This window comes from Fructilactobacillus vespulae, from assembly GCF_047324295.1.
In the GTDB taxonomy this organism is placed as follows: domain Bacteria; phylum Bacillota; class Bacilli; order Lactobacillales; family Lactobacillaceae; genus Fructilactobacillus; species Fructilactobacillus vespulae.
The window spans coordinates 1,195,290-1,220,357 of record NZ_CP137138.1 but is presented as its reverse complement, the minus strand read 5'-3'; the positions used below and the strand labels follow the sequence as shown (position 1 = coordinate 1,220,357).

Genomic DNA, 25,068 nt, shown 5'->3' with positions numbered 1-25,068 from the left:
AAGAGGTGATGCTGCAATGGCAAGTCTAAAAGAGTGGACGGCTGACGAAATATTGAAAAAAGTTTCCGAAAATATGTCAAAAGACCAAGTCGAAAAAATTAAAGAAGCTTATTTGTTTGCCCAAAAAAATCACGGAAATAAACATAGATATTCAGGTGGTTTATACATTACCCATGTTACGCAAGTTGCGGGCATTTTAACTGGATTGAATATGGATTATGTAACTATTATGGCCGGATTTTTACATGATATTGTGGAAGATAGTGACGTTGAGCTTGAGGATGTGAAGACTAAATTTGGATCTGATGTGGCGTTGATTGTTGATGGGGTTACTAAGATTAGTAAAATCCAATATAAGTCCAATAAAGAGCAATTGGCAGAGAACTATCGGAAATTGTTATTAGTTATGTGTAAAGATATCCGAGTAATGATTGTTAAACTAGCAGACAGAATGCATAACATGGATACTTTGGAAAATTTAGATGAAAAAGAACAGCGTAAATTTTCAAAGGAAACTATCGAGGTATATGCACCAATTGCAGATCGTTTGGGGATGGGGACAATTAAGTGGGAACTTCAAGACATGTCCTTAAGATTTTTAAATCCAGATGCTTATTATGAAATTGCTCACTCCATGAAATCAAAAAGAAATGAACGAGAAGCGTACATTGATAATGCAATTCAAGAAGTAAAAAAAGCAATTGTTGATTTTCATATTAATGCAGAAATTTATGGTCGTCCTAAACATATTTATTCCATATATAAGAAAATGGTTGATAAAAACAAACATTTTGCAGAAATTTATGATTTATCAGCTATTAGAGTAATTGTGGATTCAATTAAAGAGTGTTATACAGTGCTCGGTGCAATCCACGCTAAATGGCACCCTATGCCAGGTCGGTTTAAAGATTATATTGCAATGCCTAAATCAAACTTGTACCAATCATTGCATACTACAGTTGTTGGACCTGAAGGCAAACCACTTGAAATTCAAATAAGAACGCAACAAATGCATCAAATTGCCGAATTTGGGGTTGCCGCGCATTGGGCTTACAAACAAGGTGCTACTGAAGAAGTCAAAAATGATAAAGATGGTGTTCAATTAAACTGGTTTAAACGCATAATTGAAATTCAAGAAGAAACTGATAATGCGTCTGACTTCATGGACAGTGTTAAAGGGGAACTCTTTACTGATAATGTTTATGCATTTACGCCCAATGGTGATGTTTTAGAATTACCAAAAGGTTCGGGACCATTAGACATGGCCTATGTAATTCATACTCAGGTGGGAAATCATACTACTGGTGCAAGAGTTAATGGTAAAATGGTTTCCCTAGACTATCGCATTAAAAACGGAGACATTGTTGAAATTATTACTTCTAGTAATTCCACTGGTCCTGGAAAGAATTGGCTTGATTTAGCACATACAAATAGTGCCAAGCATAAAATTAATCAATTTTTTAAAAAGCAAAATCGAGAAGAGAACATTAAAACTGGATTAGACTTATTAACTAACCAGTTGGAAGAAACTGGTTATGTACCAAATGAACTGCTTACTAATGATAACTGGGACCGTGTTTTAGATGAACTTCATTTCAGAAGTAAAGATGATTTACTAGCAGCTTTAGGTTTTGGAGATATTCACGTCATTGGTGTTAGCAACAGATTTACTAGCGATATTCGTGATGAACAAGAAAAAGATCGCCAAAAACAAGCAGAAAAAGAATTGCTTGAACAACCCCAAAATCTTTCAACTAAAACGGATGCAGTTAAAAAGCAAGGAAGTAGTCCAGCCGATAATATTATTATCGAAGGAATTGATAATGTTTTAGTTAGAATGAGCCACTGTTGCTTACCAGTTCCTGGAGATGAAATTGAAGGATTCATTACAAAGGGACGGGGAATCACGATTCACAGAATTGGTTGTTCTAATATTAAGGCTGATGAAAAGGATCGAACAATTGAAGCTCATTGGGCTAATGTAGCTGATAATAAAGTGACCTACCCTTCAAAAATCATTATTGAATCAGACAATCGAGTTGGAATTTTAAATGAGGTAGTTAAAAAGTTTAATAATGGTCCGGTTACGTTAACTTCTTTTGATGGAAAAGTTCATGATGATACCTCGCTAACCATCATTGTGATTGTTAATGTTAAAAATATTGATAAGCTGCAAGAAGTTATTGATAGTGTGAAAATTGTTTCCGGTGTTGCTTCGATTAAAAGAGTATTAAATTAAGGAAGGTTTTAAGTTTTGAAATTAGTGATTCAAAGAGTTAATTATGCCAAGGTAACAGTTAGTGGAGAAGTTACTGGTGAAATAAAGAACGGCTTTATGGTTTTAGTTGGTTCTGAAAAAAATGATAATCAAGCAACTGTTGATTATTTAGCGAAGAAGTTAACTAAGTTGAGAGTTTTTGAAGACGAAGCAGGAAAAATGAATCTTAATTTAAAACAAGTTAATGGTTCAATTTTATCGATTTCTCAATTTACTTTATTAGCAGACATGAGTCATGGTAATCGTCCATCATTTAAAGCAGCTGGAGAACCTGATAGTGCAAAAAAAATGTACGAAGCTTTTAATGATTCGCTAACCAACGAAGGTATTAACGTTGAAACAGGGGTTTTTGGCGCTGATATGAACGTTGAATTAGAAAATAGTGGTCCGGCAACTTTTGAATTAGATTATCAGGAGTAAAATGATGATAAATTTAATTTGGGATTTTGATGGAACCCTGTTTGACACATACCCATACATGGTAACTGCGTTTGTTAAAGCATTGGAAGAAAACAAAATTGAATCCTTTGAAATTGATGCTGATGATATTTATCAACAAATGAGAAAATTTTCATTAGATTCAGCCATAAAAAAGGCTAGTGCAACCTTTAAAATAGATTCTGGTAAACTATTACATGATTATAAGTTGATTGAAAAAGATGAGGTTGAATTAGCTGAGCCATTTGCAAATGTTGCTGAAGTTTTAAAATTTATCAATGCTTCTGGAGGATCTAATTGTTTATTAACTCATCGAGATGATCAGGCAATTTCATTATTAGAAAAAGCTGGTTTAAAAAAATATTTCAGCAAAATTGTAACTAAAAATAATCATTTTGCTAGAAAACCTGATCCAGAATCGTTGAATTACCTGATTAACACTGGTAATTTTAAACGAACTGATATTTTTATGATTGGTGATCGTTCGTTGGACGTTCAAGCAGGAAATAATGCTAATGTTAATACGATTTTATTTGATCCTGATTACCTATTAGATGAAAATAATTCTGACTTAGTGGTTAGATTTTACGATGAATTGTTGAAATATTTAAAAGCCAATTATTGAAATCTTTTTAACAAATCTGTTATTGACTTTTTAGATATTATTGATTAATCTTAATGTGAATAGTTGTGCCTAAAATGATAAATAGTAAATAGTTAATTCAAACCAACAGAAAACGCTGTAAATGATGAGAAGGCGTGGTTTGAAGCTATTGAAGACAGATCTAGGCTTTTTTAATATTTAATGAGAAATAAAAAAAGGTGGTACCGTGCTAATGCGCCCTTGTTGCAATTTAGTGCGGTTTTATTTTGGGCAAATTTTGAAAGGAAGTTAATTATGAAACGAACAACATACGCAGGAAAAGTTAACGAAAAATTTCTTGATCAAAAAGTTGTGCTTGATGGTTGGGTAGCCAAAAAGCGTAATTTAGGAAGCTTGATTTTTATCGATTTAAGAGATCGTGAAGGAATTGTTCAGTTAGTATTTAATGAAAAAGATAGTGAAACAGCTTTTAAAGTTGCTGAAGCAGTTAAAAATGAATACGTTATTGAAGTTAGCGGTCAAGTAGTTGCTAGACAAGAAAATGAAATCAATCCTGATTTATTTACCGGTAAAGTTGAAGTTCACGTAACTGATGCAGAAATTTTAAGTAAATCTAAGCCAGTTCCTTTTGATATTAAAGATAATACCAATGCTTCTGACGATTTACGTCTTAAGTATCGTTATCTAGATCTTCGTCGTGCGGAGATGCAAAGAGGTCTACAAATTCGAAACCGAATTTCTCAAGCTACCCATAGTTATTTAGATGAAAATGGATTTTTGGATATTGAAACTCCAGAATTAACTGTTTCAACCCCTGAAGGAGCTCGTGATTACCTTGTACCTTCACGTGTTTATCCTGGATCATTTTATGCATTACCACAATCACCACAACAATTTAAGCAAATGTTGATGGGTGCAGGTTTTGATCGTTATTATCAAATTGCTCGTTGTTTCCGTGATGAAGACTTACGTGGTGATCGTCAACCTGAATTTACACAAATCGATTTGGAAGCATCATTTATGAGTGCCGAAGATATTCAAGAAATGACTGAGGGATTAATTAAGCGTGTAATGAAGGAAACTATTGATTACGACGTTAAATTACCTTTTGAAAGAATTACTTGGCAAGAATCAATGGATCGTTTTGGTACTGACCAACCAGATACTAGATTCAAAATGGAATTGAAAGATTTATCTGAAATTGTAAAAGACTCAGAGTTTAAAGTGTTTACTTCAGCAGTTGAGGCGGGAGGACAAGTTAAAGCAATTGCCGTTCCGGGTGGAGCATCAGAATACTCAAGAAAAGAAATTGATAAATATACCGAATACGTTGAACGTTTTGGCGCTAAAGGATTAGCTTGGATGAAAGTTACTGATGATGGTTTCTCTGGTCCAGTTGCAAAATTCTTTAAAGATGAAGCAAAAATCAATGAGATCAAAACAAAAATGGAAGCAAATTCCGGTGATTTAATCTTGTTTGCCGCTGATCGAGCTAAAGTAGTTGCAGATACTTTAGGTTATTTACGAGTAGCAATTGCAACTGAACAAAATATGATTCCAACTGATAAATTTAACTTTTTATGGGTTGTTGATTGGCCACTATTTGAATATGATGAAGGATCAAAACGTTGGACTGCAGCTCATCATCCTTTCACTATGCCAAATGTTGGTGATGAACACTTCTTGAATGAGGGTGAAAATCCACACGAAGCTCATGCACAAAGTTATGACATTATTCTTAATGGACTTGAATTAGGTGGGGGTTCAATTCGTATCCACACTCGTGAATTACAAGAAAAAATGTTTAGAGCATTAGGATTTACTAAAGAAAGTGCTGAATCTCAATTTGGTTACTTCTTAAGAGCGTTAGATTTCGGTTTTCCTCCTCATGGTGGATTAGCAATTGGTTTAGATCGTTTTGCACGTCTAATCGCTGGAAGAAACAATATTCGAGATGTGATTGCCTTTCCTAAGAATTCTAAAGCAGTTGAACCTTTAACAAGTGCACCTGCAGCAGTATCTGATAAACAACTTGCTGATTTGGAAATTTCGGTTAACCAAAAAACAGAAGAATAATTATAATAGAAAGCTACTAATTTTGGTGGCTTTCTATTTTTTTAAAAGTCGTAATGTTATACTATAAAAAGTAAATTATGTAAAGGTAGTGGGATAACTTTTATGGATGACATACACAAAATGATCAAACGGCATCAAACTTTAACTAAACTCTCAACCTCATTTATTTATGCGGTGTTAGTTTCAATTGCCATGAACTTTTTTTGGACACCAGGACACATTTATTCTTCAGGAGTTACCGGTTTTGCACAGTTGTTAATGACCGTATCACAAAGATATATGTCTATTACAATTTCTGTAGCGGTGGGGCTTTTCATTTTAAATGTACCGTTACTGTTATTAGCATGGAAACAAATTGGGCATCAGTTTGCCATTTTTACCTTTCTATCAGTTTTTCTTGCAAGTATTATGATTAAAACGCTTCATCCATTGGTATTAACTGATGATCCATTAATTTGTGCCATTTTTGGAGGGGCGGTAAACGGTTTTGGAACTGGTTTAGCTTTGAAAAATCAGATTTCTACCGGTGGTCTTGATATTCTAGGAATTGTTATTCAACGAAAAACGGGTAAATCAATTGGAACTATTAATATATCATTTAATGCATTTATTATAATTTCCGCTGGTTTTATGTACGGTTGGCCATATGCATTCTATTCAGCAATTGGATTAATTGTAAACGCTAAAGTAATGGATATGACTTATACCAGACAACAACGAATGGAAGTTATGATTATTACTAGCGTTCCTAAAACGGTGATTGGAAGTGTCCAAAATCATATGAGACGTGGGATTACAATTGTTCATCATGCAGAAGGAGCATATAATCATAAACCAAAAACAGTTTTATTGACGGTCATTTCACGCTATGAAAAACCTGAACTAGATGCGGCTTTGAGTGAATCTGATCCGGATGCTTTTGCGGTAGCAGTTGACGTTGACGAAGTCTTTGGCCATTTTTATGAAACAAAACCAAAGTAGAAATTAAAAAATGATTGGATTAATCGATGAAGAATATTTATATACTATTTGTTAGATTTATTTCTGGACTATTTTACTTTAGAAAAAAGAAAAATATTTTTTACATTATGAGTTATAACAATAACTTGCATATGGTAAAAAGAATTGCTGCAGAATTACCGAAAGAACAACGATTGGTGGTATTTTATAATCCAAGATTAATTGCTGCGGCATTTGATTTAAAGGCATTTGGAATTGAAACCCATCCGTTAAAACCGACTTATACGTTTGCTTTAAGTTTTGTTCCAATGTTAATGAGTGCTAGAGTTATTTTCATCGATAACTATTATGCTTTGATTTCGGGACTATTTCATCCCCAAAAAAAGATGAAAATCGTTCAATTATGGCATGCTGATGGGTCTTTAAAACGATTTGGGGTAGTTTCTCCAAAATTTAAAAATCAATCACACTCAAAAAAAATAAGACACCAACGAGTTTACAATGCTTGTGATGAGTATGTGACTGCATCAGTAGCAATGGCTGAGGTTTTTCAAACAAGCTTTAAACAACCTTTTAACAAAATGCAATTTTTAGGAGCGCCTAGATCAGATAGGTTATTTAGTGAAAAATGGCTAAAAACAGTTCAGAGACGTGTTTATAATGCTGCACCAGAACTGGAAAATAAACGAGTTATTTTATACGCACCCACATATCGACCAGCTAGTAAAATTAATCCACCGGTAGGAACTATGAAAGCTTTAGCAAGTGATCCTAATGCTGTGGTAGCTGTAAAGTTATATCAAAATGTCGATAGAGAAAGACTTCGATTAGCTGAGTTTAATCTACCAAATGTTAAAATTTATGATGAGTTCACAACAACTGATTTAATGTCAATTGCTGATACTTTTGTCACTGACTATTCTTCGTATGCTTTTGATTACAGTTTAATGCCACATGCGCATTCAATGATATTTTATATGTATGATATGGAAGATTATGAACGAAATCCAGGAATTCAAACTGGTTTTGAAGAATGGCTTCCAAGTAAGCCAATTAAAGATATAGTTGGATTGAAAGCAGCAATTATAAAAAATGAAAAAGTTGATTTTAAAGATTTTAATCAAATGTGGAACTATTACAATGATGGAAATGCTTATCAACGAGTAATTGATAGGTATGTTTTGAACAAGTAAAACTGGAGGAAACGGTAATGAAAAATGAATTTTTAATTGGTTCACACGTTTCGATGAAAGCACCTAAAATGTTTTTAGGTTCTGCAAAGGAAGCTGAACAAAATGACGAAAATGTTTTTATGATTTATACAGGTGCTCCACAAAATTCAAGAAGAAAACCTTTAAATGAATTGAAGATTGATGAAGGTAAGCGTTTTATGCAAGATAACGGTCTTTTAGAAGTGGTTGTCCATGCACCTTACATTATTAATTTAGCTAATACTAAAAAACCAGAAAGTTTTTCCTTTGCGGTTAACTTTTTAAAAGAAGAAATTAAACGTTCTGAGGCATTGGGAGCAACTCAAATTGTTCTCCATCCAGGTGCTCATGTTGGCGCGGGTGCTGATGCAGGAATTGAGCAATTGATTAAAGGGTTAAACTTAGTAATTAGTCCTGATCAAAAAGCTCAAATTGCTTTAGAAACAATGGCCGGTAAGGGGACTGAGATTGGAACGTCCTTTGAACAATTGAAGCAGATCATTGATGGTGTTGATCATCCAGAAAAACTTTCAGTGACTTTTGATACTTGCCATACTTATGATGCTGGTTATGATGTAAAAAATGACTTCGATGGTGTAATGAAAGAATTTGATCAAGTGATTGGGTTAGACAGACTAAAAGTTATTCATTTAAACGATGATAAAAATGACATCGAAAGTCATAAAGACCGCCACGCTAACATCGGTTTTGGAACAATTGGTTTTGAAGCTCTAAATTATATTGCTCATTACGAAAAATTGCAGGAGATTCCTAAAATTATGGAAACTCCTGCAATCAAGGTTAGTGATAAACTTAAAGTTGACCCTCATAAATATGAAGTAGCAATGTTAAAAGAACAATCTTTTAACTCAGAAATGATTAATGATATTATGAATCAAACTAAATAATGGTTTTCTTAGGAAGACTCTCGGTGATAATCGTAGCTGTTTCTTCAATTGACTTATTAGAAACGTTAATTGATAAACAACCCATTTCTTGATAAAGATGCTTGGCATAGTCAAGCTCTTTTTTTATGTTCTCAGAATTTGAGTATGGATTTTCACCGGTTAAACCGTATTCTTTCATTCGTTGGGAACGAATTTGTTTTAATTTGGTAACGGAGTTTGTTAACCCAAATAACTTCTTCTTATCAATCTGATAAACTTCTTCAGGTAGTTGAATATTGGGTCCGATGGGAACGTTTGCTACTTTAAAGCTTTCGTTAGCAAGGTAGAGCGAAAGTGGAGTTTTGGATGTTCTGGAAACTCCTAAAATTACAATGTCGGCTTTTTTTAAATTTTGCGGATTTTTTCCATCATCATTAGCAACAGTAAACTCAATTGCTGAAATTCTTTTAAAGTATTCAGCGTTCAAATTGTGCACCAATCCAGGAACTGCAGCCGATGACTCATTTAATCGGTTGGAGATTAAATCAATAGGCGTCTGGATACAATCGAAACTTGCAAGTCCGTTTTTGTCAGAAAATTGGTTTACCATATCACTTAGTTCTGTATTTACTAACGTATGAAAAATAATGGCATTATTTTCTTTAGCGAGACTCAAAATACCAGTTAGAATTGATTTAGTTCTTATAAACGGATATTGTGTGATGTTGGCTCGAGCTTCCGGAAATTGTGCTGCAGCTGTTTTGGCAATTGCAGTACCGGTTTGACCGCTTGAATCTGAAATTATAAAAACATTATAAAGGGTTTTCATAGTGTTCTCCTTTTGATTAATATATAGTTCATATTATACATGCAAATTATTTTTTAAGATAATTTGCAATCTTTCGTTGACTCATTTTTAATCCTGATATATAATAATTTATGTTGAGTATAACTATTATATATCAGCACACTTAAACTTGGAGGGAGGGATTTTTAAATGTCAAAAACAGTTGTTCGCAAGAACGAATCTCTTGATGATGCTCTTCGTCGCTTTAAACGTACAGTTTCAAAAAGCGGTACTCTCCAGGAATTTCGTAAACGTGAATTTTACGAAAAACCTAGTGTTAAACGTAAATTAAAATCAGAAGCAGCAAGAAAACGTAACAATAAAAAGAAAAAAAGTCGTAATAACTTTTAATTAAGAAAAAGCAATCATTGATTGCTTTTTTTTAGTCTATTTAAAAACATTGATTCATCTTTAAATAGTCTTCAAACTGTTGAAAATACGCGATATATGCTAGAATTTAAGAAAAATAAATAAGGAGATATTTTTATTGGTCGAAAATTTTAGATTTCAAAAACAACTAACTTTAAAGAATCCAAATGATGAAAAAGCTTTATTTGGAGCCCAAGATTCATTTGTTCAAATCTTAGAGGACGAATTTTCTGTTTGGATTCGCTATGCGAATGAAATTATTAAAATTGATGGAAATGAAGAAGTAGAAGTTCAGTACGTTCATGATATTTTATTTAACATGCTTAAATTAATTCATGCTGGCATTGAGGTTAATTCTAGTGATTATGTTTCCGCAATTAATATGGCCAGAAATGGAAGAATTTCACAGCTTCCGGAGCTATACAATCAAGTGTTGATAAAAGACCGAAAGGGTAATTCAGTCCGGGTAAAAAACTTTGGTCAACGTGAATATATCCAAGCCATATATCATCACGATATAACTTTTGGAATTGGACCCGCCGGAACTGGTAAAACATTTTTAGCGGTTGTAATGGCAATTGCTGCCTTGAAAAAGGGTAAAGTAGATAAAATTGTCTTAACAAGACCAGCTGTTGAAGCGGGTGAAAGTCTGGGATTTTTACCGGGTGATTTGAAAGAAAAGGTTGATCCTTATCTTCGACCTTTATATGATTCCCTTTATGCAATTTTGGGAACAGATCATACAGAACGTCTGATTGAACGAGGAGTTATTGAAATTGCCCCATTAGCATATATGCGGGGAAGAACATTGGAAAATGCCTTCGTTATTCTAGATGAAGCGCAAAACACCACTAATCAACAAATGAAGATGTTTTTAACTAGATTAGGGTTTAATTCTAAAATGATTGTAAATGGAGATATCCAGCAAATTGACTTAAAAGGAAACGTCTCCAGTGGTTTAGTTACAGCACCTAGAATATTGAAAAATATCAATAATATCAAAATCATTAAATTTACTGCAGAAGATGTAGTTAGAAATCCGGTAGTTGCAAAAATTATTACAGCATATGAAGATGCAGATAACGATTAGAATGGGAGAGCTATGGACTTAGAAATTTATGATCAAACTAAAGATCAAGTATCAGATGATAAAATTAAATTAATAAAAAATGTATTAGATTTTGCTGCTGATGAATTAGACTTAGCAGCAAATACCGAAATGTCGGTCACTTTAGTTAACAATGACAGAATCAAAGAAATTAATCGTGATTATCGAGATGTTGATCGTGCGACTGATGTAATCAGCTTTGCACTAGGTGATCAAAGCGATGATTCAGAAGTGATTATGAGTGACGAAATGAAGGACGAAATCCCTACTAACCTGGGTGATATTTTTGTTAGTGTTGATAAAGTTAAAGAACAATCTGATTTTTTGGGACACTCATTTGATCGTGAATTAGGCTTTTTAGTTGTTCATGGTTTCTTACATTTAAACGGATATGATCATATGGAACCCGAAGATGAAAAAGTAATGTTTGATTTACAAAAGAAAATACTGAATGCTTATGGACTTAAAAAATAAATATCAAATTGATAAAAACAAAACCTTTTTGCAGGCTTTAGGGCATGCATTTGATGGTGTAAAGACAATGCTTATTAACGAATGCAATTTTAGGAAGCACTTAATCGTTTCCGTAATTGTGTTGATTTTGGGTTGTTTTTTACAAATATCAATTAATCAACTTTTGTGGTTGGTTTTTGCTTGTTATCTGGTTTTACAGGCAGAGATTATTAATACAATTATTGAGTATATAGTCGATTTGATGGTTGGTCATAATTACAATCTACTTGCCAAAAAAATCAAAGACATTGCTGCAGGTGGAGTTCTTTTTACAGCCTTGGTTGCCGTCTTGATTGGTTGTATTATTTTTATTCCCAAGTTATTAAATTTATAAGAATTAAGGAAATAGTTAATGAATAGTGAAAAAGAATTTAAGTCAGGATTCGTTGCAATTGTTGGTCGACCTAACGTTGGTAAATCAACCTTTTTAAACCGTGTAGTCGGTCAAAAAATTGCGATTATGAGTGATAAGGCACAAACAACAAGAAATAAGATTCAAGGTGTTTATACTACTGATGATAGCCAAATTGTCTTTTTGGATACACCAGGAATTCATAAACCCCAAAATAAATTAGATGAATATATGGATGCATCAGCACTGTCTTCATTAAAGGAAGTTGAAGCTATCTTGTTTATGGTTAGTGCCTTAGAAACTCGTGGAGCTGGAGATAATTATATTATTAACCAGTTAAAACAAGTTGATGTTCCGGTTTATTTGATTATCAATAAGATTGATGAATTAAATCCAGACCAATTATTACCGATTTTGGATACATACAAACGTGCCTATGACTGGGCCGAAGTATTTCCAATTTCTGCCTTAAAAGGAAACAACGTTGAAGAATTGTTAAGCAGTTTAGAAAATACACTGCCTGAAGGACCACAGTTTTACCCTGATGATCAGGTTACAGATCATCCGGAAAGATTTATTGTTCAAGAGATTATTAGAGAAAAAATATTAGCCAACACTAAACAAGAAATTCCGCATTCAGTTGCTGTTTACGTGGAAAGTATGAAAACTAACGAAAATGGTAAAGTGCAAATTGAAGCATCTATTATTGTTGAACGTGAGGGCCAAAAACGAATCATAATTGGTAAAGGTGGAGCTCTTCTAAAATATATCAGCATTGGTGCCAGAAGAGAAATTGAATCATTATTAGGAAGTAAGGTTAATTTGAAGCTCTGGATTAGAGTTCAATCAGGTTGGCGAGATAAAGATACAGCTTTAAACAACTTAGGTTATAGTAATAAAAATGATTATTAGATAAACGGGTGATTTTAGTGGTAAATACTAAAAGTAGACCATTTCATGGCATTTTATTGTACCGGCAAAATTACCGGGAACATGATATGTTGGTTAAGTTTTTCACTGCTGAAGCAGGCATTAAAATGTTTTTTGTTAGGGGATTGAATCGGCCTAAATCAAAGCTAGCAGCTGACTTAATTCCATTTAGTTTTGGAACGTACGAAGGTGAGTTAAAAGAACAAGGTTTATCATATATTTCGACTGGTGATAACGTTAGTCATTTTCAACAGATTTCTGAAGATATTATGTTAAACGCTTATGCCACTTATTTAATGACTTTATTGGATGCAGCATTACCGGATAATTTCCCGAATAAACCCTGGTTTGATAAATTATTTTATGCGTTAAATTTAATTAATAATGGTTTTGATGCAGAAATCATTACTAATATTATTGAAGTGCAACTGCTAACCGTTTTTGGGGTAGCTCCTGATTTTAAGTACTGTGCCGCTTGTCATTTACAAAAAGATCGGTATGATTACTCAGAAAAATTTAATGGTTTAATTTGTGAAGATGATTATCACCTAGACAAGTACCGAATGCATTTGGACCAAAAAACAATTTATTATCTCCGGCTTTTTTCAATAGTTAACTTAACTAAAATTGAAAAAATTAACGTGAATCAAGCAACTAAAAACAAACTAAGACAGGTACTTGATAAAATATATGATAGTTCAGTCGGATTAAACTTAAAGAGTAAAAAGTTTTTGGATCAGATGAACAAATGGGAATTAAACAGATAATAGTGATTAATAATTGACTGAAGATTATTTAGAATTTATAATATAATTAATTAAATATTCGACAATATTAAAGAGAGTTATTAGAATTTACACTTTCAGCGAGACCATGGAAGTGAAAGATGGTTAAGTGTATTTGGTAACTGGCACTTTTTTAGTTGATGTGTTTCGAGATGCTGATTAAGTTCAGAAGTAGGGTGGAACCGCGATTAAATCGTCCCTATGCAATAGTATTATTTACTTTTGCATAGGCTTTTTTGTTTTGTTGGAAATGGAGGAATCATAATGACAAAAAGTTTATCAGTTCAAGCAATTGCTGGAACATTAAAATCGTACTGGGGTAATCAAGGCTGTATGGTCATGGATGCCTATGATACAGAAAAAGGTGCTGGTACCATGAGTCCCTTTACTTTCTTACGGGCAATTGGACCAGAACCTTGGAATGTTGCATATGTAGAACCATCAAGAAGACCAGCAGACGGTCGTTATGGTGAAAATCCCAACCGTTTATATCAACATCATCAATTCCAAGTGCTAATGAAGCCATCGCCTGACAACATTCAAGATCTCTATATCGATTCTTTAAAAGAATTAGGAATTAATCCTTTAGAACATGATATTCGATTTGTAGAAGATAACTGGGAAAACCCTTCAATGGGTTGTGCCGGTGTTGGTTGGGAAGTTTGGCTTGATGGAATGGAAGTTACCCAATTCACTTATTTCCAAGTAGTTGGTGGAATTCAAATGGATCCCGTTGCCGTTGAAATCACATACGGACTAGAACGTTTATCATCATATATTCAAAACGTAAACAATGTTTTCGATTTGGAATACGCTGATGGAGTTAAATACGGTGATATCTTTAAAGAACCGGAATATGAACATTCTAAGTATAGTTTTGAATTAAGTGATCAGGATATGCTTCATAAAATGTTTGATGCTTATGAAAAAGAAGCTAAACGATTAATTAAAGCAGGATTAGTCCATCCGGCTTATGATTATGTTCTAAAGTGTAGTCATACGTTTAATTTACTCGATGCTCGTGGCTCAGTTTCAGTTACTGAACGAGCTGGATATCTTGCTAAGATTAGAAATATGGCCCATGGAATTGCACAAGCTTTTGTTCAAGAACGACTAAAATTAGGTTTCCCATTAATCAGTGATGATAAACAACGGCAACAAGTCATTGCTGAATATAACAAACGTAATGAAGGCCTAAAAAAACAAAAGAAAAATAAGGGGGATAAAAAATAATGAAACATACTTTTTTATTAGAAATTGGTTTAGAAGAGATGCCTGCTCACGTTGTTACCCCAAGTATTGATGAGCTAGCTGAAAATACAGAAAAATATTTAAAAGAACAACGAATCGAGTTTTCTGGAATCAAGAAATTTTCTACTCCTAGAAGATTAGCAATTGAAATTAGTGGTTTAGCCGAGAAACAACCAGATGTTGATGAAGAAGTTAAAGGTCCAGCGGAAAAAATTGCCAAAGACGCTGAAGGAAATTGGAGCAAAGCAGCCATTGGATTTACTAAGGGACAAGGAGTGTCAACTGATGACATAACCTTTAAAGAATTAAAAGGGGTTAACTATGTCTTTGTTAACAAACATGTTCCTGGTAAGTCAGTTGAAGAAGTCCTAGGTGGATTGGTAGACATCGTTTCTGCAATGACTTTCCCAACTATGATGAAATGGAATACCAATAAATTCCAATTTGTCCGTCCGATTAAATGGATTGTGGCTCTTCTAGACAATGAAGTTGTTCCGCTAGAATTAGTACACGTTCAAGCTGGAAGAATTAGTGATGGCCATCGTTTCTTAGGTAAAAAAGTCACTATCGATTCAGCAACTGACTACGAAAAAGATTTAGACGACGAATTTGTAATTGTTGATGCTGACAAACGAAAAGCCTTAATTAAAAGTCAAATTGAAAAAATTGCCAATGATAATGATTGGAAAGTTGATATCGATGATGAATTATTAGAAGAAGTTAATAATTTAGTTGAGTATCCAACCAGCTTCTTTGGTAAGTTTGATGAACGTTTCTTAGACGTTCCTCGTGACGTTTTAATTACTTCAATGAGAAATCACCAACGTTTCTTCTATGTAGAGGATCAAAATAATCAATTATTACCGTACTTTATATCAGTTAGAAACGGAAACAGTGATTACATTGAAAATGTGATTGAAGGAAACGAAAAAGTGTTAGCTGCGCGACTTTACGATGCTGAATTCTTCTATAAGGAAGATCAAAGCCATGATATCGATTACTTTGTTAACAAATTAAAAGACGTAACTTTCCATGATAAGATTTCTTCTGTTTATGATAAAATGACTCGGGTTAAACTAATTTCTAACTTAATTGGTAAAGTCGTTAAATTAACAGAAACAGAACAAAATGATCTAGCTCGAGCCGCAGAAATTTACAAGTTTGATTTGGTAACTGGGATGGTTGGTGAATTTTCAGAACTTCAAGGTATCATGGGAGAAAAATATGCACTATTAAATGGCGAAAATTCTGAAGTAGCTGCTGCAATCAGAGAACACTACCTTCCTATTTCTGCTGATGGTGAATTGCCAGAATCAAAAGTTGGGGCAGTGTTATCCATTGCCGATAAGCTAGATAGCATTATGACTTTCTTTGCTGCGGGTATGGTACCTAGTGGTTCAAATGATCCTTATGCTTTAAGAAGACAAGCAAGTGGAATTGTCAGAGTTGTTGCAAACCAACATTGGCGTTTCAATCTTGATGAACTTATGGAAGCAGTCGTTCAAGGAGAAAATACAGCAAAAATCAATCCACCAATTGATCAATTAACAGTCGTTGCTTTAGTTAATGACTTTATTAAAGAAAGAATTAAACGTTACTTGAATGGTGAAATTAGTTACGATTTGATTGATGCAGCTGTTAATGCAACCAACACTGATATTATTTACAATATTGAAACTGCTAACGTTTTAAATAAACAAAGAGAAAGTTCTGATTTTAAAACAACAATTGAATCATTAACTCGTGTTACTAGAATTGCTAAAAAGGCTGACTTTAAGCCTAGTTCAATTGAAATTGATAGTTCATTGTTTGAAGAAGATGTTGAACATAAACTAGATGAGATGGTAAAAGCACTTGCTGATAACTTTGATAGCCTTTCAGCTGTGGATGCATATGCTCGTTTAGCCGAGCTTGAACCAATCATATCAGCATATTTCGATAAGATTATGGTGATGGCGGATGATGAAAAATTGAAAAATAATCGTTTGAGCGAACTAAGTTTATTAGCAAGCTTGATTAATCATTTCGCGGAAGTTGATAAAATAATTACAAAATAGTTGTTTTATGGAAAGGCAGATTTTAATGGCAAAAATTCCTGAAGAATTTGTTGAAAAAGTCAGAGAGAATACTAACATAACTGATATTGTTGGTGAGTATGTTCAACTAAAAAAGGCAGGGAAAAATCTATTTGGTCTCTGTCCTTTCCATGAAGAAAAAACGCCTTCATTTTCGGTTAATGAAGAAAAGCAAATCTTTCATTGTTTTAGTTGTGGTCGTGGTGGGAATGTATTTACCTTCTTAATGGACTTAAAAGGATTATCGTTTCCAGAAGCGATTGAACAGGTTGCCGATTCCGATGGGATTTCACTACCAGAAAATAGCAGTTGGAATCAACCATCCAAGCAACAACAAAAACAAAGACCATTAATCAAGATTAATGATGATGCAGCTAACCTATATCATCATATACTGGTTAATACCCAATTAGGTGAGGCGGCACTAGAGTACTTGCATAAACGTAAAATTTCAGACGAAATGATTGAGACCTTTAATCTAGGGTTCGCCCCAGGAGAAAAAGTTCTAACTCCGTTTTTCAACGATAAACAAGTTGAGTATCAGACGTTACGAAAAACGGGTTTGTTTACTGAAACTAATAGTGGAGACCTAAGTGATCGGTTTGTAAATCGAATTATGTTTCCAATCAGAAATCCAAGCGGTAATACGGTTGGATTTTCAGGTCGTTTATTAAACAAAGATGATAGTTTGCCTAAGTATTTGAATACACCAGAAACAGAATTATTTAACAAGCGGAAAATAATTTATAATATTGATCTTGCTAAGCAGATGGTTAGAAAAGAGCAGCGAATAATCCTCTTTGAAGGTTTCATGGATGTGATTTCTGCCTACCAATCCGGAGTGGAAAATGGAATTGCATCTATGGGTACCAGCCTAACTGAAGAACAAATTTATGATATTAAACGGATTACTAAGCAAGTTGACGTTTGTTATGATGGTGATATACCGGGACAAAAGGCTATTAATCGTGCAGTTAGTTTGCTACAAGATGCTCAAGGCCTAAACGTCGGTGTTATCCAAATGCCAAACGGCGTTGATCCAGACGAATATCGGAGAAGCAATGGTGAAGAAAGCTTTCGCCAAGTTGTAAAAAACGGACGAGAATCCGTAATCAAATTTAAGATTCGTTATTTAAAGTCTCAGTATAATTTGAATAATGAAGAACAAAAACTTAGCTATATCAATAAAGTGGTTACTTTATTAGCAGGTGTTAGCAATGAGGTTGAAAGAGACCTTTATATCGATGATTTTGCTAAAGCAGTTGAGATAAGTACAGATACACTACGAGCTCAAATAGCTAAAGCTAGTAAAAGAAGTAATTATCAAAATAAAGCACAGCATCATCAGCGTAGCAACAATCCTGATCCAGTGGTTTTTAATCAAGAAAAACCAAAAGTATCAAAAATAGAAGCAGCCGAACGACAACTGTTATATTGGATGCTTCAAAGTGAAAATGTATGGTTAAAAGTTACAGCTAAACCCAATTTTTCTTTTGTTCATGATAATTATCAACAGTTGTACATGTTTGCAATTGAATTTTTTAGGAAAAGACACGAATATAATCCAGCAATTTTTAATGATTTTGTTGGTGAACAGCGATTGCAAGCAATTTTAGCTGACTTAGAAATGAATGAAGCATTAAATCAGTATAGTGATGAAGCACTGGATGATTGTGTTAAAATAGTAATGGAAGATGCACCAATTTCTGAACAGATTAAATCAATTAAGATAAAATTCAATAATGCTAAACAAATGGGCGATGAAGTTGTACAATTAAAACTCGCGACTAAATTAATTGATTTACAAAAGCAGTTACATGCTTTTAAGACGGATGAACAATAATGGGAGGTTATCACTATGGCAGAACATGAAGCAAACCAAAATAAAGAACTAAATAATTTAACTCCCGAAGCACAGAATGATATTCAAGCTAATGCGGAAAAGGCTAATCAAGAGCTTAAAAAAGAGTTTGATAAAGATGGATATAATAAAGTATATGCAGCTTTAACTAAAAAATATAAGAAGATTGGACACATTACTTATGAAGTTCTACAACAAGAACTCCAAGTACCTTTTGATTTAAAGAAAAAGGATATGGATGATCTTCTAGAAAAAATCGAAGATGCTGGGATTAGCATTGTTGATGAAAACGGTGAACCAGATCCAAGAGCTTTAAAGGCAGCAAAGAAAGTTACTCAAAAAGAGCTAAAAAATGCTGCTAATGCTGCTAAAGGGGTCAAAATTAATGATCCAGTTAGAATGTATTTAAAAGAAATTGGTCGAGTTCCGCTATTAACTGCTGACGAAGAGGTTCAATTAGCACTCAGAATTGAAGAAAATGACGAAAGTGCTAAGCAAGAATTAGCAGAAGCTAACTTACGTTTGGTTGTTTCAATTGCTAAGCGATACGTTGGTCGTGGAATGCAATTTTTAGATTTAATCCAAGAAGGAAACATGGGATTGATGAAAGCGGTTGAAAAGTTTGATTACCGTAAAGGTTTCAAGTTTTCAACTTATGCTACTTGGTGGATTAGACAAGCAATTACTCGTGCAATTGCTGATCAAGCTAGAACAATTCGGATTCCAGTTCACATGGTTGAAACAATCAATAAGTTAATTCGAGTACAAAGACAATTACTTCAAGATCTTGGTCGTGAACCATTACCATCAGAAATTGGTGCTGAAATGGATATGCCAACTTCAAAGGTTAGAAATATCTTGAAGATTTCTCAAGAACCAGTTTCTTTAGAAACACCAATTGGTGAAGAAGATGATTCACATTTAGGTGATTTCATTGAAGATAAGGATGCAACTAGTCCTGAAGAACACGCCTCATATGAATTGTTAAAAGAACAATTAGAGGGTGTCCTTGATACATTGACTGATCGAGAAGAAAACGTGCTTAGATTACGTTTTGGACTTGATGATGGTCGGACTAGAACCCTAGAAGAAGTGGGTAAAGTTTTCGGAGTTACTAGAGAACGAATTCGACAAATCGAAGCTAAGGCTTTAAGAAAGCTTCGCCACCCATCACGTAGCAAACAGCTTAAAGATTTCTTAGACTAATAAAAAAACAGAGGCTGTTTATGTCTCTGTTTTTTATTCTTAAATTTTAGGAGTTATTATGGACGCAAAACATCTTTCAAAAAGAATGCAAGCAGTCGCTGACTTAGTACCAAAGGTAGAAAAATTGGCCGATATTGGATCTGATCATGCTTATTTACCGGCCTATTTATTAAACAATCAAGTTATTGACTTTGCCATTGCAGGCGAAGTTGTTAAAGGACCATTTGAAAATGCTGTATCAGAAATTGAGGATCAAAATCTAACTGGTAAAATGGAAGCCCGCTTAGGTGATGGATTAGAAGTAATTAAAAAACAAGAAGCAATGAACGTAATCACCATTGCTGGAATGGGTGGTGAATTAATTACCAGTATCCTGGATGAAGGACAAACTAAGTTAAATCAGAATACAATTTTAATTTTACAACCTAATGTTGATGAAAATACCCTAAGAAAGTGGTTGGTAAACCATCACTTCAAAATCACTGCAGAAAAGATTGTATTAGATAGCAGTCATTTTTACGAAATGTTCAAAGCAGAATATACAGATGACCAAATTGATTACTCGCAAGTTGAGTTAGATTTTGGTCCGTTTTTAGTACTAGAGCAAAGTGAAACCTTTAAAGCTAAGTGGCAAGCAAAATTAGAAAAAAATAAATTCATCCTGAATAAATTAGAAAACTCTAATTTAAAACCCAGTGAAAAAATAAAAAGGGTTAAAAATAAAATTATTGAAATTGAGGAGGTGCTAAATGGTAAAAGTTAGAGAGTTTATCGAACAGTTTGAAAAATTCGCACCATTGTCGTTGAAAATGGATGGTGACCCTACTGGATTTCAAATTGGAAATAAAGAAGCTGAAATTCATAAAATGATGACAACTTTAGATGTCCGACCAGAAGTGGTCCAAGAAGCAATTGACAATCACGTTGATTTTATTTTTGCACATCATCCGGTTATGTTTAGACCTGCAAAAAATTTAGATTTGAGTAACCCGCAAAACCAAATGTATGCTAACATCTTAAAAAATGATATTACGGTTTATGCTGCTCATACTAATTTAGACATTGCCAATGGAGGAATGAATGATTGGTTAGCGAAAGCCTTAAACTTAACTAACGTAACCGGTTTAGTGAAGCATGATGATGACATTAACGGTGAGGCTCATTACCTTGGTAGAGTCGGTGAACCGCAACATCCACAAACAATTTCAGATGTTGTAACCCTTTGCAAAGAAGCCTTTAATATATCTGGTTTGCGAGTAAGTACTTTCGATTTAAATCAACCTGTAACTAAGATTGCTATTTTAGGTGGTAGTGGTAGCAAGTTTTATTCTGAAGCACTGAAACTCGGAGCCAATGTTTTTATAACAGGCGACTTGTATTATCATAGCGCTCAAGATATGATGGCTGAGGGATTAAACATAATTGATCCAGGGCATCATATTGAAAGCATTTGTAAGGAAAAATTATTAGACTTGTTTTCGCAATGGAATCAAAACCAGAATTGGAATATTGATATAATGGCATCTCAGTTAAGTACTGATCCATTTATATTCAAATAAAAAAAGCATCCATAAACAGATTACCTATTAAAAGGTTTCCGTTTGTAGATGCTTTTTATGGTTTCATAACTAATTTAAATAAGTTGATGAATACCAATGCTATGATAGCTCCAACAATTGCAACGTTCATTGCGATTGTCTTTGTAAAAGGAACTTGTACCAAAGCTGATCCGATGTATCCAATTATTTCACCATAAACGATACCCCAAAAAAGGGTGGTTAAATTTGTACTAATTGTTTTCATTAATATCAACTCCTTATATACTGGTAGTTTATCACGATGAAATTTAAATGCAATCAAGAGCGATTAGTTTGGAAATAATTTTTGTTTGTTATAATAAATAGAGATAAAAAGAAGAAAGGTAGTGTAATTTATGGGGTACGTTCCATTACAAAATATAAGTTCATATAGTTTGCTTCAAAGTCCAAATACACTACCAAAGTTAATTAAGAATGCTAAGGAAAAAGGATACGATGCTCTAGCGCTTACAGATGAAAATGTAATGTATGGGGCCGTTGCTTTCTATAAGGAGGCAACCAAGCAAGGAATTAAACCAATAATTGGCTTAACTATTAACGTTAAGGGATTTAGCTTAATTGAACATGATTTCAAATTAGTATTACTTGCTAAAGCTAAACTCGGTTATCAAAATTTAATGAAAATATCGACTAAATTAATGACTAGTGCTGACAGGGTCTCAATCAGTGATTTAGCTGGTCTTTTTAATGATATTTACGTTTTAATTCCAGAGCAAAGTGAGGTTAAAACTCTCATTGAATATCATGAACTCGATAAGGCAGCTGAAGTTATAACTAATTTAAAGCAATATATTGCTACTGATGATTTAAAGTTGGGAGTAACTATTTTTGAAGAGCATCCTGATCAACTAAAAGAATTTAGTCAACAAAATAATGTGGAGTTAATCGCAATCAATTCAGTTAGCTATTTAAAAGCAACCGATTATTTTGATACAAAAATTTTAAAAGCAATTGCATCTGGTGGGATATTTGAAAATATTGACTTACAAAAAGGCGAACTAGGAAAAGATTGGTTAAGACTGCCAGCAGATATTGAAAAAGAATATCAAAAGTTAGGATTATCAGAAGCTTTAAAAAATAATGAAGTTTTGAAAGCTAACTGTAATGTATCCATTCCCAAACAAGCACCACACTTACCTAAATTTATTACCCCAGACGGAAGCAGCTCAGTTAGCTACCTAAAGAAAAAATGTATGTCTGGTTTGAAAAACCGGGGTTTAGATAATAACGAGCGCTATTTAAAACGTTTGAACCATGAGTTAGAAGTTATTAATCGGATGGGATTTGATGATTATTTCTTGATTGTGTGGGACGTGATTAACTTTGCCCATAATCACGATATTATTACCGGTCCTGGTAGAGGTTCAGCCGCTGGATCATTGGTAGCCTATTCTTTAGCAATTACGGATGTGGATCCCATCAAGTATGACTTATTGTTTGAGCGTTTCCTAAATGAAGAAAGAGCGCAGATGCCTGATATTGATATAGATATTCCGGATGATAAAAGAGCACAAATTTTAAGTTATGTTCATTCAAAATACGGTGACAATCACGTTGCACAAATCATTACTTTTGGAACACTAGGAGCTAAACAAGCAATTAGAGATGTGGGGCGTGTTTTTGGAATGAAACCAACCGAGATGAATGCTTGGAGTAAGGCAATTCCAAATGTTTTACACGAAAGTTTACAACAGTCTTACAAAGATTCTCAAAATTTAAGAAATATCATTGAAGATTATCCAATTAATAAAACATTATTTAAAACAGCCGTTGCAATTGAAGGTTTACCTAGACATTTTTCCACTCATGCCGCTGGTTTAATTTTAAGTGATCAACCGATTGTAGAAAAATCTCCGCTTCAAAATGGTAATGAGGGTATCTTAATGACGCAGTATTCTAAGTACTACGTTGAAGATGTTGGTTTACTTAAAATTGATTTCCTAGGATTACGAAATCTTTCAATAATGGCTAACATTGTTAATACCATAAAAGACAATTATGAAACTGATTTTGATATTACTAAAATTAGTCTAGAAGATCCCCAAACAATCAAGTTATTTCAAGCAGGAATGACTAACGGAGTTTTTCAATTTGAATCTGCCGGGATTAAATCAGTATTACGGCGGATGCAGCCCACCAATTTTGGCTTAATTGCAGCAGTAAATGCCCTCTATCGACCAGGTCCAATGGAAAATATTGATTCATTTATTAAGCGAAAAGACGGAAAAGAACCCATTAACTTTACCAATTCTGCCATTAAAGCCATTTTAGGTTCAACCTTTGGGATTATTGTATACCAAGAACAGGTTATGCAATTGGCAGCCACCATGGCTGGTTTTTCTTTAGGACAAGCGGATGTTTTAAGAAAAGCGATGAGTAAAAAGCATCAAAGTGAAATGGACGAAATGAAGGGTAGATTTATTGATGGAGCAATAAAAAATAACTACTCTAAAAAAATTGCTGAAACTACTTTTGATTACATTGAACGATTTGCAAATTATGGATTCAATAAGTCTCACGCGGTTGCATACAGTAAAATGGCCTTTGAACTGGCTTATTTAAAAGTTCATTTCCCCGGCCCTTTTTTTACAGCCATTTTAAATTCGGTAATGGGAAACAACGTAAAAACTAAAATTTACATTAAAGAAGCCAAGGACAGTGGGGTTACCGTATTAGGCCCTAATATTAATCAAAGTATGTCTAATTTTGTTTTTAATAATCCGCGGATTTGTTTTGGCCTATCTTCAATTAAGGGATTAAGATCTGATTTCATTCGTCATATTTTAGAAACTAGACAAGCCGGTGGACCTTTTAAAGATTTAAATGATTTCATTGAACGGATTGATCCTAAATTTAGGAAAATCGATCAAATTAAAGCATTAGCTTACGTCGGTTGTTTTGATGATTTTGAATATAACCGAAGAGAACTAATTGAAGCAATTCCTAAACTAGTGCAATCAGCTGAATATGGTGGTTCTCTAGCATTAATTTCAGGGATGGATGTCAAAATAGAATACAAAAAGGATTTTGCCGACTGGGAAAAAGTTAATTTTGAAAACGAATATTTGGGTACTTACTTATCCGGACACCCAGTAGAAAGATATAGTGGGTTAGGAAGGGTTTTAAAATCAATTAATTCAACAGAAATAATTGAAAACCAACAAGGAATTTCAATTTTTGGAATTATTAATAATATTAAAGTTATTAGAACTAAAAAAGGAGAGCAAATGGCCTTTATGACCATTAGCGATCAATTTGGTAACGTGGAAGTTACGATTTTCCCACAGCTATATAAACAAATTAGTAAGTGGATTAAAGTTAATTTAGTGATTTGGATTAATGGATCAGTTGAAAAAAGACGTGGAATTCAATTGATTGCCAATCAAATTAAAAATGCTGCTAATTTATTACATGAATATCAAAATCGAAATAAAAAATTGTTTATTAAAATTACGCCTGAAAGTAATTCGACGAAAAATTATCAAAAAATGAAACAAATTATTATCAATTATCCAGGAGATACTAAAATAATTTTAGTCGATTCATCTTCTAAAAGAGAAAGAAGATTGGGATCCCAATATAATATTGATGTTAACCAAAAAAGCATTAATGATTTAAAGGGAATCTTTGGTAGTGAAAATTTATTCATCAACCAGAAATGATTATTATATAAAGACAACCCCGTCTAAAAGTGGTACAATAATTCTGAAATCTAAATA

The 25,068-nt window shown here is 33.5% G+C and carries 22 protein-coding genes; 20 read left to right on the top strand and 2 right to left on the bottom strand.

Going from position 1 to position 25,068, the window contains the following annotated elements; genetic code table 11:
* The first annotated feature begins 16 nt into the window (after positions 1-16).
* The 7 genes from R4B61_RS06085 (at position 17) to R4B61_RS06055 (ending at position 8,475) form a co-directional block, all read left to right on the top strand.
* Entirely contained in the window at positions 17-2,239 is a 2,223-nt protein-coding gene (locus R4B61_RS06085) for a RelA/SpoT family protein (protein WP_413627374.1), read from the top strand.
* A gap of 15 nt (positions 2,240-2,254) precedes the next feature.
* Positions 2,255-2,698 (top strand): D-aminoacyl-tRNA deacylase, encoded by a 444-nt coding sequence (dtd, locus tag R4B61_RS06080; protein WP_413627373.1) that lies wholly within the window; start codon positions 2,255-2,257, stop codon positions 2,696-2,698.
* 1 nt (position 2,699) lies between these two features.
* Positions 2,700-3,341, top strand: a complete 642-nt coding sequence (locus tag R4B61_RS06075; protein WP_413627372.1) for an HAD-IA family hydrolase — start codon at positions 2,700-2,702, stop codon at positions 3,339-3,341.
* A gap of 273 nt (positions 3,342-3,614) precedes the next feature.
* Entirely contained in the window at positions 3,615-5,396 is a 1,782-nt protein-coding gene (gene aspS, locus R4B61_RS06070; RefSeq protein ID WP_413627371.1) for an aspartate--tRNA ligase, read from the top strand.
* A 102-nt stretch (positions 5,397-5,498) separates the two neighbouring features.
* Positions 5,499-6,377: a YitT family protein gene (locus R4B61_RS06065; protein ID WP_413627370.1), complete on the top strand. Its 879-nt coding sequence runs from the start codon at positions 5,499-5,501 to the stop codon at positions 6,375-6,377.
* Between the two features lie 107 nt (positions 6,378-6,484).
* Entirely contained in the window at positions 6,485-7,549 is a 1,065-nt protein-coding gene (locus R4B61_RS06060) for a CDP-glycerol glycerophosphotransferase family protein (RefSeq protein ID WP_413627369.1), read from the top strand.
* 17 nt (positions 7,550-7,566) lie between these two features.
* On the top strand, positions 7,567-8,475 hold the full coding sequence (locus tag R4B61_RS06055; RefSeq protein WP_413627368.1) for a deoxyribonuclease IV: 909 nt from the start codon (positions 7,567-7,569) through the stop codon (positions 8,473-8,475).
* Here R4B61_RS06055 and R4B61_RS06050 read toward each other — a convergent pair.
* Positions 8,468-9,283: a pyruvate, water dikinase regulatory protein gene (locus tag R4B61_RS06050; RefSeq protein WP_413627367.1), complete on the bottom strand. Its 816-nt coding sequence runs from the start codon at positions 9,281-9,283 to the stop codon at positions 8,468-8,470. The two genes, R4B61_RS06055 and R4B61_RS06050, sit on opposite strands and share 8 nt — an antisense overlap.
* A gap of 168 nt (positions 9,284-9,451) precedes the next feature.
* Between R4B61_RS06050 and rpsU the strand changes: the two genes are divergently transcribed.
* The 12 genes from rpsU (at position 9,452) to R4B61_RS05990 (ending at position 21,310) form a co-directional block, all read left to right on the top strand.
* Complete coding sequence (gene rpsU / locus R4B61_RS06045) at positions 9,452-9,652, top strand: 30S ribosomal protein S21 (RefSeq protein WP_413627366.1); 201 nt, start codon at positions 9,452-9,454, stop codon at positions 9,650-9,652.
* A 136-nt stretch (positions 9,653-9,788) separates the two neighbouring features.
* A complete protein-coding gene (locus R4B61_RS06040; protein ID WP_413627365.1) occupies positions 9,789-10,760 on the top strand; it encodes a PhoH family protein in 972 nt (323 codons plus the stop codon).
* Positions 10,761-10,772: 12 nt separating this feature from the next.
* Positions 10,773-11,252 carry an rRNA maturation RNase YbeY gene (ybeY, locus tag R4B61_RS06035; RefSeq protein WP_413627364.1) on the top strand — a complete coding sequence of 160 codons (480 nt, stop codon included), beginning with the start codon at positions 10,773-10,775 and terminating at the stop codon, positions 11,250-11,252.
* On the top strand, positions 11,236-11,625 hold the full coding sequence (locus tag R4B61_RS06030) for a diacylglycerol kinase family protein (protein WP_413627363.1): 390 nt from the start codon (positions 11,236-11,238) through the stop codon (positions 11,623-11,625). The genes ybeY and R4B61_RS06030 overlap by 17 nt, the downstream gene beginning before the upstream one ends.
* 18 nt (positions 11,626-11,643) lie before the next feature.
* Positions 11,644-12,555, top strand: coding sequence for a GTPase Era (gene era / locus R4B61_RS06025; RefSeq protein ID WP_413627362.1), 912 nt, complete (start codon positions 11,644-11,646; stop codon positions 12,553-12,555).
* 17 nt (positions 12,556-12,572) lie between these two features.
* Positions 12,573-13,340, top strand: coding sequence for a DNA repair protein RecO (recO, locus tag R4B61_RS06020; RefSeq protein ID WP_413627361.1), 768 nt, complete (start codon positions 12,573-12,575; stop codon positions 13,338-13,340).
* Positions 13,341-13,622: 282 nt separating this feature from the next.
* Positions 13,623-14,591, top strand: coding sequence for a glycine--tRNA ligase subunit alpha (gene glyQ / locus R4B61_RS06015; RefSeq protein ID WP_413627360.1), 969 nt, complete (start codon positions 13,623-13,625; stop codon positions 14,589-14,591).
* Positions 14,591-16,666, top strand: coding sequence for a glycine--tRNA ligase subunit beta (gene glyS, locus R4B61_RS06010; protein ID WP_413627359.1), 2,076 nt, complete (start codon positions 14,591-14,593; stop codon positions 16,664-16,666). Before glyQ ends, glyS begins: the two co-directional genes overlap by 1 nt.
* Positions 16,667-16,691: 25 nt before the next feature.
* Entirely contained in the window at positions 16,692-18,527 is a 1,836-nt protein-coding gene (dnaG, locus tag R4B61_RS06005) for a DNA primase (protein WP_413627358.1), read from the top strand.
* A 15-nt stretch (positions 18,528-18,542) separates the two neighbouring features.
* Entirely contained in the window at positions 18,543-19,751 is a 1,209-nt protein-coding gene (gene rpoD, locus R4B61_RS06000; RefSeq protein WP_413627357.1) for an RNA polymerase sigma factor RpoD, read from the top strand.
* Positions 19,752-19,809: 58 nt separating this feature from the next.
* Positions 19,810-20,514, top strand: coding sequence for a tRNA (adenine(22)-N(1))-methyltransferase (locus tag R4B61_RS05995; protein WP_413627356.1), 705 nt, complete (start codon positions 19,810-19,812; stop codon positions 20,512-20,514).
* Complete coding sequence (locus tag R4B61_RS05990; RefSeq protein ID WP_413627355.1) at positions 20,501-21,310, top strand: Nif3-like dinuclear metal center hexameric protein; 810 nt, start codon at positions 20,501-20,503, stop codon at positions 21,308-21,310. Before R4B61_RS05995 ends, R4B61_RS05990 begins: the two co-directional genes overlap by 14 nt.
* A gap of 55 nt (positions 21,311-21,365) precedes the next feature.
* Here R4B61_RS05990 and R4B61_RS05985 read toward each other — a convergent pair whose 3' ends face one another.
* Positions 21,366-21,554 (bottom strand): DUF2929 family protein, encoded by a 189-nt coding sequence (locus tag R4B61_RS05985; protein WP_413627354.1) that lies wholly within the window; start codon positions 21,552-21,554, stop codon positions 21,366-21,368.
* A 130-nt stretch (positions 21,555-21,684) separates the two neighbouring features.
* Between R4B61_RS05985 and dnaE the strand changes: the two genes are divergently transcribed.
* Positions 21,685-25,011, top strand: a complete 3,327-nt coding sequence (gene dnaE / locus R4B61_RS05980) for a DNA polymerase III subunit alpha (protein WP_413627353.1) — start codon at positions 21,685-21,687, stop codon at positions 25,009-25,011.
* Positions 25,012-25,068 lie beyond the last annotated feature (57 nt).